General features: G+C 38.4%; 4 protein-coding genes and 2 pseudogenes. 1 reads left to right on the forward strand and 5 read right to left on the reverse strand.

Going from position 1 to position 19,099, the window contains the following annotated elements:
• Nucleotides 1–7 precede the first annotated feature (7 nt).
• From E2R67_RS00930 to E2R67_RS00945, 5 genes and pseudogenes are all read right to left on the reverse strand, one after another.
• Entirely contained in the window at nucleotides 8–5,749 is a 5,742-nt protein-coding gene (locus E2R67_RS00930) for a hotdog fold thioesterase (protein ID WP_134289024.1), read from the reverse strand.
• A 9-nt stretch (nucleotides 5,750–5,758) separates the two neighbouring features.
• Nucleotides 5,759–8,233: a PfaB family protein gene (locus E2R67_RS00935; protein ID WP_134289025.1), complete on the reverse strand. Its 2,475-nt coding sequence runs from the start codon at nucleotides 8,231–8,233 to the stop codon at nucleotides 5,759–5,761.
• A pseudogene (locus E2R67_RS16975) lies at nucleotides 8,234–12,367 on the reverse strand (SDR family NAD(P)-dependent oxidoreductase); the annotation flags it as partial.
• A 48-nt stretch (nucleotides 12,368–12,415) separates the two neighbouring features.
• Nucleotides 12,416–16,219 (reverse strand): annotated as a pseudogene (locus E2R67_RS16980) (beta-ketoacyl synthase N-terminal-like domain-containing protein); the annotation flags it as partial.
• Nucleotides 16,220–16,318: 99 nt separating this feature from the next.
• Nucleotides 16,319–17,155: a helix-turn-helix domain-containing protein gene (locus E2R67_RS00945; RefSeq protein WP_134289027.1), complete on the reverse strand. Its 837-nt coding sequence runs from the start codon at nucleotides 17,153–17,155 to the stop codon at nucleotides 16,319–16,321.
• 586 nt (nucleotides 17,156–17,741) lie between these two features.
• On the opposite strand from E2R67_RS00945, the gene E2R67_RS00950 reads away from it, so the two are divergent.
• Nucleotides 17,742–18,872, forward strand: coding sequence for a YecA family protein (locus E2R67_RS00950; protein ID WP_134289028.1), 1,131 nt, complete (start codon nucleotides 17,742–17,744; stop codon nucleotides 18,870–18,872).
• Nucleotides 18,873–19,099 lie beyond the last annotated feature (227 nt).

Consider the following 19,099-nt stretch of genomic DNA (forward strand, 5'->3'; position numbering starts at 1 on the left):
CTTCTCTTTAAGCTTCAACAATACTAAGGACAATATCTTTAACTTGATAGATACGCAGACCATCTTTAGATAGATTCGCATCTCCAATTAAACGCACTTCATTTGCTGACGTTATGATTTCTTTAAGATGTACATCGAGATTCATTTTTTTATTAAGCGGTGTTATTTGTCCACGATATTTCCATTCCACTTTTGTTGTTGGTGCAATAAAACGCGGATTAATAAATTGTTTACCCAAATCATTGGTTAACGCATAACATTGTAATAATTCAATAATCGCTTCAACCCCTAATGAACCTGGCATCACAGGATCTTGATGGAAATGATAACGGAAGAACCAATCACTTGCATCAATAGTGCGTTCACCATAAATATAGGCCAATTGATGATTGCCACCGCCTTCAACGATACTCACTTGATCAACAAAATTCAGTTTTCCACCTGCTAAACGATACGCAGGTTTATCTGCCTTTGTTGTATATAAGCTAAGCGCTTTATCGGATAAATCTATCTGTTTAATATCAGAGTTTGCAATATTATGATCTACAAACCAAGGCTGAGTGACCTTACCATTATCAATACCTAATTGGTTGGTTAATGAATCGGCACTAAAGTAACCAAAGACAGCTCCACCTTTGTAAATTGTTTCACCATCTACACTTAAATCAAAACTAAAGCTTTGAATAATCGCACCGCCCGCCATGCTAGTCGATAATAAAACCGATTTATTTACGATAGTTTTACCACGTAAATCAACCTGTTTTAAAATTTCACCATGACCATCCAAATTACGGAAATATAAATCCTTATCAGGATATTTAAGCGTGGTGCCCATATAAGCAGAAATGAAACCATTAGGTTGTAATGCAATTTCCATCAACAATGAATAAGGCATCCAATTATCACTAGTATTATGAGTGAAATACCAAGCATCTTCAGGTACAACATATTCAGCAATACAGCTCGAAGGCGTTTTAAAGTCCATTCGCTTGCCTTGCACTTGTGTTACTTGAGTCACGACTTGTAAATCACCACAGGGCGTTCTTGGTGGTGTTCTACCTTGGTAAACATCAAACTCATTGCCGAAACACTGGCTGATATCACCCGTTGCAAATTCAAAGAGATGCCACGGAGTAAAAGGAACACTATCTGGTTTTCTATTTTGACCATTAATATCCGGAGCCGGGAAATGTTTGATGGGCACTACGCCTTTATTGGTTGGAGCAGAAAAATCTGATTCCACACGCATCAAAGGACGACTTGGATTTAAGAACGGATTAATACCGCGTTCATCAAGCATTTCTGCATTATTAGTTGTTGTGTTAATCGTCTTATTTTCAACTAAAGCTACGTTACTAGGTAAACTGACTGGATACGGACTGTTCTCATCTTGCTCTTTGATTTCCATACAAAGATTTTTGAAATCAACCACGACTTTACCGTCGAGAATGATATCAATATTGGCTTTAATAAAAGGTCTTGGTGACATGCCAATATCGGTAACTTCCATTCGATAAGTTAGCGTATTAGTTTGTGGTCTTACTTGTCCACGACAACGTACAGTTTGAGCCTCACCTGCCATCGGTTGGAAACGTGCATTATTAACTTCGCCATTCATGCCTAACCAAAGCATAAAGAACATCGCCATTTGCCCACAACCTTCAGACATTAACGAGCCAGCCATCACTTGATCATCTTTAAAATGACATGGGAAATACCAATGCTCAGGCGAAAGATCTTTTTGTCCTTCCAAAAGTCCTAATCCCCAATGACCGCCCTGCCTGTCGATTTTAGTAATACGCTCAATCATTAAGAATTTTTCAGATGAAAACTTAAGAGAAGGATTACGACCTTGCTGATCATAATTTTCGCCAAAACAACCTTTGATATCACCGTGCACTAACTTCAGCATATCTTGATAGTTATATTCAGTTTTAGTATTGCTTATTAACGGTGTAAAACTCGATTTCACTGCGTTATCAAATTCAGCTTGATCGGTTTTTGTCGCAATCACGCCTTTACCATCGGCTAATTCTTCATCAGTAAAGAATCCTGCACAGCCGTTGCGCATAATTAATACTTTTTTATCGCCCACATAACAATCGTAATGGAAGAAGAATAAAAGTTGCTCACCATTTTTAGCATAGGAATCAATATGGATTTCATAACGTAGCGTTTCACCGCCAAAGGCCATCTCTTCTAAAAACGTTAATTCACAATCTAATAGGCGATAAACACGTTCACCTTTGTTTTGAAAATCGATACCAATATAAGAGATCAACATCAAATCACATTGACCCGATTCAACGGACACTGACCATGGAATTTGACCATCAATTAAAAAAGGTGCATCCAATGGAATATCGTATTCCGTAAACATTGACGCTTTTTTATATTCGTGAGTCGTTGCCTCTAGCGCGGTCACTCGGCTTACTAATAAATAATCAGTGGTTGGTAAACGTACACGACGTGGATAGCTATCAATGATTTTATATTCATCACCAAACACCTTGCTAATATCACCTTCAGCAAACTCAACTAATTGTGCGGTATCAAAAATAACTTTCGCCGGTTTATTAAACTGCTCTTTTAATTGCAAATCAGGATATTGATACCCACTTTGTCCTTTAATGGATAATTGGCCTACTTGTTTCGCTATAGCGTTCTTAGTTATTGGTGTTTGCTTAGTTGTTTGTTCATTTTGTACAAAAAATTCGCTTAAAGCTTCCCTAGAAACATTTACGCCAGCTTGTAATTTGATTAAGGTTGAAATCTGTTTTTCAGCCATAAAGCGTTGCTTTAAAAAAGCTTGGTGTGTTTTTGCTTGTTGCTCAATCATTTGGCTTGTTGGCGTTGATGACCTTGGCGTTATGTCATCTAGTTGAGTTTCTTTTAACATCGCCGTTTTTGAAACAGTTGATCTTGCCACAACTGGCTCCTCTATTTGGATTGGATTCGCAGGTAAGAGCTGTTCATTTAACACCTGCTTTATCTCTACTATCACGGGGTTATTTTTTTGTGAACAGATGCTATCAAAGATAGATTTACCACCTAAATAAACGGTCTTAATCAAACTTGGTTTTTTAGGAGCTATTGTTGCTTTTTGTTGTAAAGGTATGTCTTTATCTGCATCTCGATTTGAAAGTATTAAATGCGCAACGCTGCTATCCATGCCTAAACCATTTATAGCAACATAGTTTGCGTTTTTAACAGCAAGCACACTTGAAATAATACTCGCCATGCCCGAAGCATTATAACAATGCCCGATTTTCTGTTTTGAAGAAACGATATTACAATTACCATAAACCGCCGATAACGCTTTACTTTCAGATGCCAATTGCGACAAGTTTCCAGCCGCAAAGGCTTCGATGTGCTTGACTTGAGAAGCGTCAACACTCGCTTGCTTTAATGCATTCAATGCTGCGATTTGATTACTTTCTTGTCCATCGTTAGCTGTAAACACACAAGCATCAATATTGGCATACACTTGCTGTGATTGTGTTTTATTTGTAGCTTTAACGACAATCGCACCAGCGCCTTCACCCACTAGCCAATTTGACTGTTGTAATGGATCCGCTTGTATATGTGCATCTTCAGAAACAGGATTAAAACGCTGTCTTAAAGAAACATTCTCAAAACTACCGGCAAGGTCAACACTCGCAATAATAACGGCTTCAACATCAGATGTTTTTAGCAGGTTATCGGCAATGTCAACACACCGATAAACCGAGTTTTCTTCACTTGAAACCGTGAAAGCAGGTCCGCTAAAATCCCACAATGCTGAGATGCGAGACGCCATAATATTACCAATAAAGCTGGTATATTGGTTTAACTGTGCAGGTTCATTAATGCTTTGTTTACTGATATGCGTCAGCTCAGCTAATTGTGCTTCCGTTAAAGTAATCCCTTGTTCGACAAAGCTTTGTTTAATTTGAGAAAGTAAATTCACGCGACCACGATATTGATGTAAATCTAATTCTAATCCCATTGCCACTAGCACAGCAACGTTACTACTTTCACTTAATTTAGCATCTTTCGCCGCGTTATCTGCCACTTTCATCATCAACAATTGTTGCGGGATCAAACTATCTTGATCGTTTGGTGGGATCTTGAAGCGTAAGAAATCAATATCGAACTGTTCAATGTAATTACCACGAGGCGCTTTATTTAAACCAGCTTGATGTAGCACAGGAAGTTGCAGCTCTATCCCCTGCCAACGACGACTTGGTAACGCAGAAAAAGCATTATCATTACTATTTAAGAGTCGCTGATAATCACCTAAGTTATCAATAGAGCCAAAATGGCAGTCCATTCCCACGATCGCTAAACCTTGTACGTCATTAAGACGTTTAGGTGGAACGCTTAAAGGCGAATCACTTCCTTGTAATACGATATGTGCATTACTACCACCAAAACCAAAAACACTCACGCCAGCCGTTGCTCTATGAGCGTTTTCTGGCCATGATATTTGGCTTGTTGGAATTTGAGCCGCTGAAAAGTAGTTTTGTTTAGTACTAATCGCATTAGTAACATTGATAGTAGCTGGGATCACTTTTTCATTAAGCGCATAAATCGCTTTAGTCATCGCTGGCATGCCAGCCGCCGTTAATAAATGACCAAGATTAGACTTAGCCGAACCTAATAAGGGTTTATGATCATGTCGACTAAAGAATTGCTCCATTGAACTTAATTCAACTTTGTCGCCCTTTGGCGTTCCTGTTGCGTGACACTCAATATAATCCACATGTTTAGGATCAATCTGCGCATCTCGATAAGCTTCTTGATACGCCAATACTTGCCCTTTACTGTTTGGACTTAAAACAAACTCACCTTTACCATCATTAGTTAACGAGCCACCTTTAATCACAGCATGGATATGATCACCATCAGCAATCGCATCACTATGACGTTTTAACACCATCATGCCAGCGCCCTGACCTGCGAATAATCCTTGCGAATCTTTATCAAAGGGAGCGTGACGGTTATTCTCAGGAAAAGCTTGGAAGATTGAAAATCCCATATTAACAAATAGTGAATCCGCCGCAGAAACCGCACCGGCTAACATCATCTTCGCCTTGCCTGTTTGCAAATAATCACAGGCTAATTTAAGGCTATAGCATGATGATGCGCAGGCTGCATCCAATGCAAAGTGACTTCCGCCTAATCCATTGATTTGTGCTAATAAAGCCGCTGGGTAACCTGCTACTAATGCATTTTCAGGTACTACGTTTTTGCTTTCTGCAAATGGCGCTAAAGTTAAATTGGTGGCCAATGTTTGCTGTAATGCTAATTCCACCACATGGCGATAAGACTCAAGAAACAAATGATTAGAGTTTTTTGTTGGAAAAGATAAATTACCTAAAATCAAACCACATTCTTTTAGCTTTTCGCTCTGCCAATAACCTGCATCTTGTAACGCACGTTTAGTCACATACAAAGACCAATGATGTAAATCATCAAGATTATTCAGATAACTTTCTGATAATGTATTTTCAGGTAAGTGAGTTTCATTACTTTGTAGATATTCCTTGGCATCAAATTCGAAATCACGAATGTAGCCACCATACAAACAATAGTATTTATCACTTTCACCTTTCTTACCTAAATACTCATTAGGATTAACACTTAATTCAATGTCAGTAATAGGTGTTCTATTATCTTGTTGTTGCAGTAATTGCTGCCAAAATGCATCGGGTGCATTTGAACCGGGAAATAAATTAGCAATACCTACAATGGCGATGTTTTCCATAAACACTCTCTATGAGACTAACGTTGTGCGAGTCATTTTTTCAACTTTTCTAACTAAAGAACCGCTGAAGAAAGACTGTAAATTAATAGGATGACCAAGGCTGATTAAAGGCGCGATAGTTTTTAAGATGCCACTATAATCATCTAAATTCTTCTGATTGACTGATAAACAAGTCACTGGTTTTGTTTCTAAAATACGATCAATCCAAGTACTTAATGACTTACCTGCACCCATTTCAATAAATGCATGGTTGCCATTGTCTGCTTTTGCTTGGTAAAGAGCTGAATAGATCGCTTTAATTAAATGAGGAAAATCAACTTGCTCGGTTAAGCATTTACTAATACTCACAGCAATGGCCTTTTCTGTGACTGGCACTGGCAAATAACAGGAACTAGAAAACAGCTTAGCGTGAACCGATGAATTAACTGGCAAAGCATATAAAGCTTTCATACTTTCATATTCACTTTTTGCCAAGTCACAATGAATGATATTAGGTACATCTAAGGGTAAAGCACGTATTGAAAGACACTTCGCTAATGCTAAACACTGCGAAGGTTCACCAGCTATCACCAAGCTATCAGGTGTATTAACAATAGTGATATAAACACGCGGAAACTCTTCCAACACGGATTCAACTTGCATTAACCCTGCTTTGAGATAATAAGATTCCCATTGTTTTCCACTTTCGCTATTTTCTTTATCCCAAACGCCATGTAAACGTTTTAAAGGGCCAGATAATTGTTCGGTAAATATTTTGCTTTGACGTAATCGTTGACCTAATAGTTGAGGCGTTTTCCAACATCCCAAGGCTGCAAACATACTTACTTCACCCATGCTATAACCTGCCGCACTGGTTGCTTTAATTGAAAGCTGCTCTTGAAAAATAGATGTTAGTAAACAAGCATAACTTACACCTGCTTCTGCAATATTTGCCAGCTCCGCTCGTAAGGATTGTTCCTGCTTAGCTTTCATTGTTGCATCAGGTTGCGTGGCTAATCTTGGCGTCATTAAATGATCTTGAAAGCTATATGCCAAGTCATCAGTAATAGCCGATAATTGCTCATAAGATTCAGGAAATAAACGTAATAAATCTTTGCCCATTCCAACATATAAAGCGCCGACGCCAGGGTAAATAAAACTAACTGGATTTACTTTGTTATTCACTGCGACTAACTGACCACTACAATAACTACCAACAGGTGTTTTCCATACTTGAGCGCTTTCAATTGCAGCAGCAAGGCCTGAAAATGCTAACTTTAATTGTTGGCTTAACCTGACAAATGAGGAAGCAATTAACACCACACAATAGATATGAGAAGGCTTTAAAGATTGAGTGTTTAAATCTTCATAGGATTGATATTGTTGATGTGCAAAAGCAGTGAAATCTTGTAATTCAGCATTTTCAATACGAGTCTGAGTGAGGTTCAAAGCAGCTAATAAGCTCTCACAATCCGCTGCATAAAAAATAACAGGTTTATCCGATTGCTGTGCTAGAAAGCCTCCTTTTGAGTTGGGTTTACTTTTTTTAGCTTTTGTTATTAGTGATGTAGTTTCAGAGACAAGAACCAGCTGCTGCTTTTGAATGCTCTGCTTGAGACTCAAATTACTCACAATAACATGACGCTGTTTAGTACCTTTATTGCTAAGGTAACTCGTTGAGTCAGCTAAATAATACAAACCAGCCGCTTGCCATTCTTCTTGAGAGAAGTCACCAAGCAGCTCATGTTCGCAACCAATTCGATAACGTTGATCGACAGATAAAATAGCGCTAATTAAACACAGCATAAAATCAAAATGTCCACTGCTATTTTTAATAAGATCTACTTCAGTTAATAAGGTATTTGGGATTGAAGCTTCAGTAAGGCTAGATTGACAGTAAAGATCCTTAAATGCTTCTAACCATATGGATTGATGTTGATCTCGCTGAGATTCTGACTGCGATTCATTTAAAACAATAGATTCTACTTGTTCAGGTACTAAGTTATTGGCCGTCAAAAATGATTGAATATTTGCATTTAAAACATTCGCTGTAATGACAGCATACTGATAACAGACTTTGATTTGTGGATGAACAGCAGCAACGACTTGATCACACACTAAAAGAGCGGCCACTCCATCAAAGGCATTTTCATTAATTGACAATATTAATACAGGCGCATTACAGTCTTCGCTAATGACTTGCGCAGAATCTAATGCTTCATTAAGCGAAGCCTGTTGATTAACACTCGCAAAATTATCTGTTAATTTTTCAAACGATAATGAAGTTTGTGAAGGTTCATTTAAAGAAATCAAATGTGTTTCAGATCTGAACAAGTGATTCGTAGTTAATATGCCATCAATCAAAACAACGGTTTTATCGATTACTTGTTCAAACGAATTTTCTGTATTGACGGCAATAGGCAGATTGCAGTAAAGGTGATAATCGAAAGCATCGATATCCTTTACTGAATCAAAACAAACCTCTAAACCTATTACCGATAACATCTATGCACTAGCCTTAAATAGTTCAGCTAATGTTGCACTACAAGTCACTTCAGCACCGCTTACTTTAGCAATGATCTTATTATCACTATCAACTAGCAACAGATCGCCAACCACGCGTTGACCTGCCGTTTCTGTGATCGTAAGCTTGATGAAAAAGACTTCATTAATACCTACTTCGCGATAAACCTGCCAGCCATTGGTTTTGGTCGGTAAACTACCCACGCCCATTAATTTATTGGTCCAAATTAACAGAGCTTGATAAACCAAATCATTCGCTAATACATTATGATCGGCTAATAAAAACTCACCTTGTGCCGCTAAGGTAGACTCATCAATAACACATTCCATTAATAAACCTGACTGATCAATATGATGTAGTTGTTTAATACCTTGAAAGTTTTTGCCATGAAATAAACTGCCATCTTGATAAAGTATATTCACAGACTCACAAGCTTTAACCGTTAAAGCTTGTGGCAAAGGTAATTCATCTTGATAAACAAACTCTTGTTTAACATTGTTCAAGCTTAAGTTGACTAGTGCGCGATAATGAAATTGCGATTTACCTTGCTCTTTTTTACTACTTACAGTGACTTCAACAGTTAAAAGTGAATCATCTATAACAGGCTTAGTTTCTGTTAACTTCATTTCGATCAAAAACTGGTCTACTTCCTGTCCATCAAAAACAATGCCTTTAAACAGTTTAAAATCTTCAATACCTTGATAGTAATAATCAGGATATAGCGCTTCACAGGCTTCTTTCATCCATGCAATTGCACAAACCGTTGGTAACACTTGGTTTTCACCAATTTTATGATGTGCAAGTAGCGAATTGTTCTCAGTATTAAATACTTTAACAAGGCTACCCGTTAACGGCTTTTTTATTGAAGCGTCCTCGCTTTTAGCATCACCTGACATATCTGTACCGACTACAATTTGAACACAACGATTACTGTTTGCGGCAAGTTCACTTGCTAATAATTTAGCTCCCGACTCAACAGGAATAATATAAACACCACGTTCGTCAAACATGCGTTTTAGCTCAGGCGTTACCATGCCGCCATCCCACGGTCCCCAGTTAAAACTAAGCACTTGTGCTTTTGGATATAATGACTTGAATCGGTATGCTGCTTTATTAAGGATCTCATTCGCAATCGCGTAATCTGACTGTCCAGGATTACCGTAGAAACCAGCCGCCGAAGAGAACATCACTAAATGCGTTAATTTATTTAAATCACAACAAGCTAATAGCGAATCTAAGCCCATAATTTTAGTGTTATAAACTTGGTCAAATTCCTGTAATGTTTTTTGCTCTATGTATTTATCAGCTAATACACCTGCGCCATGAATAATGCCAGTCACATCACCCCATACATCACAAATAGGTTGAATCACATCGCTTACATTTTGTTTATTGCAAACATCAGCAGATACATATTCAGCAACCCCACCAGCAGCAGTTATATTGGTTAACGTTTGCGTAATTTCGCGATTGGCCATCACAGGGTAAATCATCTCTTTGATTAATTTAGGACTTGGCTTCTTGCCCGAATCGATCAAATGTTGCATTGCCGCTTTCTTCAGCGCCTCTTCCGTTGCATGATTTAGTGACCAGTTAGCTTCATCGGCCTGATACTGTGAGCGACCTAATAGAATAAATCGACATTGATGTTGTTTAGCAATTTCCACAACACAATGTGCCGTCACCCCTTTTGCACCGCCACTCACTAAGAAAACAGAATTTTGCGTAATGTGATTACCACTTTCTAAGGCATAACTATCCGTCGATTTGGCCACTAAGGTTAAACGACCTTCTTTGTTAAACCCCACTTCAACAGGCGATGTTTGTTTATCGTTTAATTCGCTGATAACAATATTTTCAACTTTATTCGCCGCGTAACTAGAAGGAATATCAATGATTCGACAGAACACATTTTCCCATTCATGATCTAGAGTTTTAACTAATCCAGCTAAGCCAGCTTGGATTAGGTCGACTTTCTTCTCAATTTTATTAGTTGCGAAATCCCCACCTTGTCGAGTTAACACCACAAATGATGACCGAACATCATTATTTTCTTGGCCTAAGACAGGCTGATTTAACTTAGTTAATTTTGCTAATAAGAAAGCAAGCTGTAAGCCTTTCTTATGGTTTGACTCAAAACGAATACCTTCAACCTTAGTTTTTGGATTTAGATAAATCACTGAATGCCATTGCGAAGAGCCTAACGCTTTTTCAATATCAACTTCCGTTGCATCGGCCAAAGTAATATTAGCAATTGCATCATCTAACTTTTTACTTGCGGTTGAATCTATCCAGTTCGGTGTTAATAAAGTGACAATCCAGCCAAACTTAACTAAATGATTTGCAATTTGAACCGCACTATCAAGGCCATCATTCACTAGCAAACAATTTTTATTGCTTACAGTTGAATCAATACATTCAATCTCAGGAAGTTGCATCACTTCAACGATTGAACTTGGTGAAGGCACAAAACTCACTTCTTTATTGAGAACAACAACTTCAATATCAGCCTTATCTTCATTTGCAGACGTTTTCATCACTGAAGATTCAGAAGGTGTAGCAACATCATGCATATAGTTAACAATCTCAGCTAAAGTACGCATTTGCGATAATTGCTCTGCATCTAACTCAGGTAAGTTTATTATTTCATCTTGAACTGCACCTAGAATTTCAACACGCTTAATAGAATCAATACCTAAGTCAGCTTCCATATCCATGCTTAGCTCTAACATATCCGTTGGATAACCTGTTTTATCGGCAACAACTGACAGCATAGTGCTTTCAATTTTTTGCAGATCAACCGTAGTATTCGCAAAAGTTGTTAATTCAGGTGTTGAAGAAGAAGCTACGATTTCAGCATTAACTTCAACATTAGACCCACCAGCGACTTCACTCATGTAGTTAACAATTTCTGCTAGCGTACGCATTTGTGATAGTTGTTCAGCGTCTAACTCAGGTAAGTCTGTTATTTCATCTTGAACCGCACCTAGGATTTCAACACGCTTAATAGAATCAATACCAAGATCCGCTTCCATATCCATGCTTAGTTCAAGCATGTCTGTTGGATAACCTGTTTTATCGGCGACAACTGACAACATAGTGCTTTCTATTTTTTGTAGATCAACAGAGGCATTAGCATAGGTTGTTAATTCTGGCATTGAAGAAGTTGTAACAGTTTCAGCAATAGTCGCTGTATTAGATCCACCAGCCACTTCATTCATATAGTTAACAATCTCAGCTAAGGTACGCATTTGCGATAATTGCTCAGCATCTAACTCAGGTAAGTCTGTAATTTCATCTTGAACCGCACCTAGGATCTCAACACGTTTGATAGAATCGATTCCTAAATCTGCTTCCATATCCATACTTAGTTCAAGCATGTCTGTTGGGTAACCTGTTTTATCAGCAACAACTGACAGCATAGTGCTTTCTATTTGTTGAATATCAACGGATGCTGTCGCAACTTGCGCTGTTGATGCTACTTGCATAGGCGAAGCAGCAACACTGCCAGCCACTTCATTCATGTAGTTAACAATCTCAGCTAAGGTGCGCATTTGTGATAACTGCTCTGCGTCTAATTCAGGTAAGTCTGTGATCTCATCTTGAACGGCACCTAGAATTTCAACACGCTTAATAGAATCGATACCCAGATCCGCTTCCATATCCATGCTTAGTTCAAGCATGTCTGTTGGATAACCTGTTTTATCAGCAACAACTGACAGCATAGTGCTTTCTATTTTTTGTAGATCAACAGAGGCATTAGCATAGGTTGTTAATTCTGGCATTGAAGAAGTTGTAACAGTTTCAGCAATAGTCGCTGTATTAGATCCACCAGCCACTTCATTCATGTAGTTAACAATCTCAGCTAAGGTACGCATTTGTGATAATTGTTCAGCGTCTAACTCAGGTAAGTCTGTTATTTCATCCTGAACCGCACCTAGGATTTCAACACGCTTAATAGAATCAATACCAAGATCCGCTTCCATATCCATGCTTAATTCCAACATATCAGTCGGGTAACCTGTTTTATCGGCAACAACTGACAACATAGTATTCTCAATGGCTTTGGTATCAATAGAGCTAGAGACTGTTGCTGGTGATTTAACATTTGAAGAAATAACAGGAGCTGAACTCGCAGCCACTTCATTCATGTAGTTAACGATTTCAGCTAAGGTACGCATTTGCGATAATTGCTCAGCGTCTAACTCAGGTAAGTCTGTTATTTCATCTTGAACCGCACCTAAGATTTCAACACGCTTAATAGAATCAATACCAAGATCCGCTTCCATATCCATGCTTAGTTCCAACATATCAGTCGGGTAACCTGTTTTATCAGCGACAACTGACAGCATAGTATTTTCGATAGCCTTTGTATCGACTGGCGTATTAACAGCCACTTGAGTCACAGTAGCAGCTTGAACTTTTTCAGCCGCCTTAGCATGATGAACAATCGGTGCTTTATGTTCTTGAATAACTTTATGTGTTGCTTGTAACTGTTGTTGCAAGTTTGGTGCAACCGATGTCACGGCCGGCTTATTATCTTCAACCGTAGAATCTACAACTTTAGAATTAAGCGGTGTAACCTCTGGAGCAACAACACCACCTGATAACATTTGCTGCATCGATGCCGTTTGATTATTTAAGTATGTTTCATGAACACGTAAAGTTTCTGTTTGGAAGTCATGATACATGGCTAAGGTTTTATCTAAACCTTCTGGTAATGCTTGTTGACCTGCTTGCGCTTCCAATACGGTTTTAAAGGTGTCTGCATATTGGTTTGGTCCTTCAAGATAAGCTTGATGCACAGACAATAACTGAGACTGATGATTAATAAACTGCTCTACACTCGCCCCGATATTTGAGACAACAGGAGTTGAAGCTTGAGCCGCTTGCTGATCTGCAACGGGTTTGCCCGTGCTATCAACATATACAATCTTCTCTACTACTTTTTCAACAACCTTTTCAACAATGACTTCTTTAATAACTTCTTTGGCTGGAGCGGCAATGCTACTTATTTTCCAATCATCGGTTAATTCATCTTGGAATGCTTTTTTAGTTTTAGGGCTAACGTATGATGCACCAGATAACTTCATTGCTAAAGGTGATTTCTTAGGTGCAACTGTTGGACGTTGAATTGCCGAATATGGGTCTATATTGTCAAGTTCAACACCTAGCACAGCGAGTTCAACCGCTGCTAAACGTAATTGTAAATCAGAGGATTGTTTAGCATTCGCATTGGTTGCGATAGTCACTACATCATCTTTCCCTTCTAGAATATTATCCACTAAACGCGTTAATACATTCTTAGGACCAAACTCTACAAATACACGCGCACCAGCATCATATAAATTATTAATTTCTTTACTGAATTGCACTGATTGTAAAATATGATCTTTTAATGCAGCCTTAATATCATCTTGATTGTCACTATGCGCTTCACCTGTTGCATTTGCAAAAACAGCCATTTTCGGCTTATTAAATGTTACGGCATCAATCGCCTTAGCGAATGGTGCTTGAGCATGGCTAACTAATGGCGTGTGGAACGCAGCAGAAACAGGTAACTCAATGACCTTGAAGCCGTCTTTTGTTAACTGTTCAGCAGCGACTTTAATGGCATCTGTTGCACCAGCAATTACCGCTTGGTTGTTTGCGTTATAGTTAGCAATGCTGACGCCATCGATGTTTTTTATTTTTGATTCTATCTCTACTACATCACCAATCACGGCTGCCATGCTTCCCGCATCAAAACTAACATCTTCGGGAGCCGACATTGCTTCACCACGCGCCATCGCTAATGTCATATAATCATTTTCAGACAATACATCAGCGGCCCATAATGCGGTTAACTCACCAAAACTGTGCCCTGCTGCAAAATCAGCTTTAAAACCCGCTTGCTTGAAAGTATTAAATAAACCCACAGAGAAACTACCAATGGCAGGCTGTGCGTATTGTGTTAAACGTAAATCAAGCTCTTGCTGTGCACGTTTTTCTTGTTCAAAAACAGGGGTAGGATAAACCACCGAAGACAAACTAGCTTTACCTGCTTGATGGAATGCTTTATCAATCGCCGTTTGCGATGACATCATGCTCGGAAAGTGACAAGTTAACTCACGTCCCATATTAAGATATTGCGAGCCTTGTCCTGAAAATAACGCAGCCACTTTACCTTTTGTCACTACCCCTTGTTCACGGTAATAAATACCCGATGGTTTAGACCATGCTTTGCTGTCGTCGGTACTTAATTGTTGAATGATTTGTTTAATCAGTTTTTTAGCTTCCACCGCATCTTCTGCTACAAAACCACAACGTACTTTGTCTTTATTGATCTTCTGGATTGGGAATGACAACACCAACTCATTAAACGCATAAGGTTGTAATTCACTCTCTACATTTAATGCATTAGCACTGGCATGTAATGTACTCACTAATGCCGCTTTATTATCAGCACTGAATAGGAAAGATTGTGAAACTTCATTAAGACGATAAGCGCCCTTTTGTTCTGCGTTATATTCTTCTAAAACGATATGAAAGTTAGTACCACCGAAACCAAACGAACTGATCCCTGCGCGACGTTTTTCACCGTCAGCACGTTGCATCCAAGGTCTTGTTTCTGAGTTGATATAAAGTGACGTATTTTCGATATCTAAATTCTGATTCGGTTTATCAACGTTGATTGTCGCTGGTAATACTTTATGGTGCAGTGCTAACGCCGCTTTAATTAGACCCGCAGTACCAGCAGCCGCTTTGGTATGGCCGACTTGAGATTTAACCGAGCCTAAAGCAACATGTTGCTTCTCATTTTTTTCAAGGTCAGCGCTTTCACTAAATAATAAATCCAAGCCTCTAAATTCAGCCGCATCGCCTGCTTTTGTTCCCGTTCCATGTGCTTCAATCAAACCACAGGTTTTAGGATCAACCCCTGCATCCGCATAAGCACGTTTTAACGCTTTTAACTGCCCTTCAGGACGTGGCGCATAAATCGATTTAAACTTACCGTCAGAAGAACTACCAATTCCTTTAATCACAGAATAGATTCTGTCGCCATCACGTTCAGCATCTTCTAAACGTTTCAGTGCGATCATGCCGACACCTTCACCAATCATCATACCGTTTGAATTTTCATCAAAGGGACGAATACAATCACCATCAGTAAATGCAGGTGTTTTAGAGAAAGACATATACATGAAAGGTGAATTGTCACAACAAATCCCACCAGACAACATCATATCTGAGCGATATTCTAGTAAGTCAGACACTGCCATTTTGATAGCAGCTAATGAACCGGCACAAGCCGCATCAACGACACAGTTAGTACCGCCAAAATTAAAACGGTTAGCAATACGACCAGCAATCACATTACCTAACATACCTGGGAAGGAATTCTCTTCCCATGGAATGTAGGCTTTTTTGAATTTATCGACGATCACATTAGTATCGTTATCATCTAAACCAGAGGCTTTTAATACTTTTTCAAGGACAGGACCTTGCAAGCGAGACATTAGTTGTCCGCCCTGCTTTTGTCCACCACCGACACCTAAAGTAATCCCCATTTTATCGCGATCAAAACTGCTTTCATCATTGACGCCAGCATCCGCTAATACATCACGCGCAACCACTAATGCCATCAATTGCGTAATATCAGTAAGCTCTAATAAATTTGGCGGTAAACCAAACTCCATTGGGTCAAAGTCGATTTCAGGCAAGAAGCCACCGCGTTTACAATAACTTTTATCCGCGGCTTTTTTATCCGCTGAATAATAGTCATCAATCGCCCAGCGATCTTCAGGCACATCTTGAATGCCATTCACAGAGTTAACAATCGTATCCCAAAACTGGCTTAGGTTTTTACTCTCAGCAAAAACAGACGCCATACCAACAATGGCAATCGGGGTTTCTTGTAAGCGAGAATTGATCTGCTTATCTGACACTTGCTCACTTGTTGACTCATTTGATGGCTTGTTCGACATTCTTTTCTCCAATGGCACTACTATTCATTAATCTGTTAAACGCTTTGTTCATCATTTAGTGGTTTGCACACAACTAAATATCACTTGCACGCAAGTAAGTTATTGTTCGCTTAACAAACGAAATCGGCTCAAAAATTCATTATAATTTGCCGCTAATAAGCGGCGTATCGGGTACGGTGCATGCCTCAAAACGTGTTTCATATAACGTCTTGCGGCATCCGCTTCATCGTCTTGATATAAATCCACATAAACCCACTGACTATCAGGGTCATTGGCGATCAATAAACGATGCGGTTTGTTATTTTTAACGGTTGCTTTATCTGATTTTTTATCATCTAAGTTTGGTAACGTTGTTACGCTCACTTGTACAACATCTTCACAGGTTAGACTCCGCGATTTAGCGTTTCGAGTGTGCTTAGCTAACTCACTGCTTGATTGTTCAGCAGCGTCTTCTGCGCGTAACTGGTTTAATACTTCTATCATGGCTTGAGGATTCACCACCGAGCTTTTTACTTCCGCTGAGGTTTGATCTTGAATGGCGACACTCACTTGATGCTCTAACTGCCCTAATTCATCGGCAGGATCAATATCCGCTAACTTAGACACGCCATGACGTTTCAAACAACGTTGTAAACCCGCGCGAGAGGTGTTTTCATTAATAAATTCACGACACACTTTTAATAGTTGATCGAGAGAAAGCATTAAATGTGTGCGTAATTGCACCACCACATATTGTTGTTGCAGGGTAAGTGTTGTGTTGATGTGTTTGGGAATATGCGAAGCATCTTCAAGCGTTTCACGTTTGCGCCACTTGCGAACCGTTGACTCAGAGATTTTTAATAGACGAGCTAGAACAGCCGTCGGTAATTCAGATTCACGGATGAAAGCTCTGATCTCAGGGGTTGTGGTTGCATTTTTATGCTGTTTGGCAGTCAAGTGATTATGATTCGCTATGCATTAAATTTGCTCAATTACTGAAACTAAATGATAAATATAACGATAATATACACAGGTATCACCCCCTATACAATCTAGTGATACTTTTTATTTTAAGTGCTCCGTGCTGAGATAAAGAGTTATCTTTAGATTTTATTTTTTAGGGACGTCGGATTTATCCGACCTTGATTATATAGTTAACTTAAAGGTAGCTTAAAAGCTACATCCCGAATTTTATATGAATTATTTAGTTTTAGTTCGTCTGTGCTCACTAGGCTATTTCGATTTACTGAAACAATAATTTTATTAGTATTCATCACCTCAAAATTCTGAGATGGAATAAATCATCTCTATTCATTAAGTAAATCTTATTGAAAAATTGTGGTGTTTCCATCATCGTTATTACTTTTCGTCACCATTACACATGATGAATAATTTACAATGTCGTAGCAGTCACTTGTTTTATCTATGAATAGGCGTAAATTATCATCATATTTTAATCATTAGCTTCTGTCATCTTTCCACAGGAAATACGACATTTTGAAAGCTAAGAAGCTGTTAAACCTCCTCGGATAAGGCGAAGTTAATGAAAAATAAAATTGGTCGTAATGATCTATGTTGGTGTGGTTCTCAAGTTAAATATAAAAAATGCCACCTAAACCGCGACAAGCAAGAACCTCTAAAAAACTGGGATATTAACAAACAGTTTAAAAGTATTCATTCTCGTCAAGTTTGTTCTTCTCCTGACTCTTTCCATGATGAGTGTGCAGGAAAAATAATTAGAGCACATACGATTCCTAAATCTTCTAGTCTCAAAGCTATTGCAAAAGATGGACATGTACTTGGGTTAAATATGAGTTATGAGTCGATTAGAAAAAATAAAGGTGAGCCAAAACTTGAAGCTATAGGAATAAATCGTGCTTCAACATTCAATGGTTTCTGTAAAAATCATGATGATTTAATTTTTGCTCCGCTAGAAAAACATCGATTTCAAAATACAGAACAGCAATGTTTCTTGCTTGCATATAGAGCATTTGCAAAAGAGTTTTATGCTAAAGAAGGAGCAAGACAGCTTTCATCACTTCGACATCAAACTGATAGAGGCAAATCTGTAGAAGATCAAATTGAAATACAAGCGAAGAATTTTTTAACTGAAATTGGCACGTTAGCTGCGATGGAAGACTTAAAGTACAATAAAGGTTACTTTGACCAAGTAATAGAGAGCAATGATTTTTCTAGTATAAGAGCTGTCATTTTTACCTTTAACGAAATACCTCCTGTTATGGTTTGTGGTGGGACGAACCCTGATTTTGATTTTTGCGGGCGAGAGCTACAAGACTTAATGGAATTGACAGTACGTTCTGAAAACATATCGTTGACATCATATTATGATGGTGAGCAGGGTATAATTGCTTTTGCTTGGTTAGAAAATAGCCATGATGTTTGTAAACAATTAATGAGCTCTCTATCGCAAAAAGATCCAATTTTATACACATCTTTACTTGTTCAATACATGTTCAAAAACTTCGAAAATATATATGTATCTCCAGAATGGTGGGAAATACTATCTGATGATGCTAGAAAAGTATTACTTACTTTATTTGCTGATAACATCAGCACAGATTTACAACCCGACGCTAAAGGGTTAACGGATAAACTAGCTGATTTTAAATTCCCTGAATATAATGCTGTAGAGTTAGTAAATTGGTCAGTTTAAACAGAACATAAGTATTAGACATATATGGTCACTCTTTGTAAATCAAGTTCAAATTGATTTTTATTTATTATTTCACTGTCGATATTGTATAAAAAACTCGTCACCCTTCATTATTAAGGGATAACCTTTCTGGTTAAACTTGTTTTTTGTACTGTATCGTTTAATCGATAATTCACCTTTGCCTAAACTGCTTTTTACATGATTGAGATAACGGTTTCTTGACATAT

This window comes from Psychromonas algicola (assembly GCF_004378355.1).
Lineage (GTDB): Bacteria > Pseudomonadota > Gammaproteobacteria > Enterobacterales > Psychromonadaceae > Psychromonas.

Coding starts and splice junctions, on each gene's coding strand:
- E2R67_RS00950 (WP_134289028.1), top strand. CDS start 17,742: ATGAAAAATAAAATTGGTCGTAATGATCTATGTTGGTGTGGTTCTCAA.
- E2R67_RS00930 (WP_134289024.1), bottom strand. CDS start 5,749: ATGGAAAACATCGCCATTGTAGGTATTGCTAATTTATTTCCCGGTTCA.
- E2R67_RS00935 (WP_134289025.1), bottom strand. CDS start 8,233: ATGTTATCGGTAATAGGTTTAGAGGTTTGTTTTGATTCAGTAAAGGAT.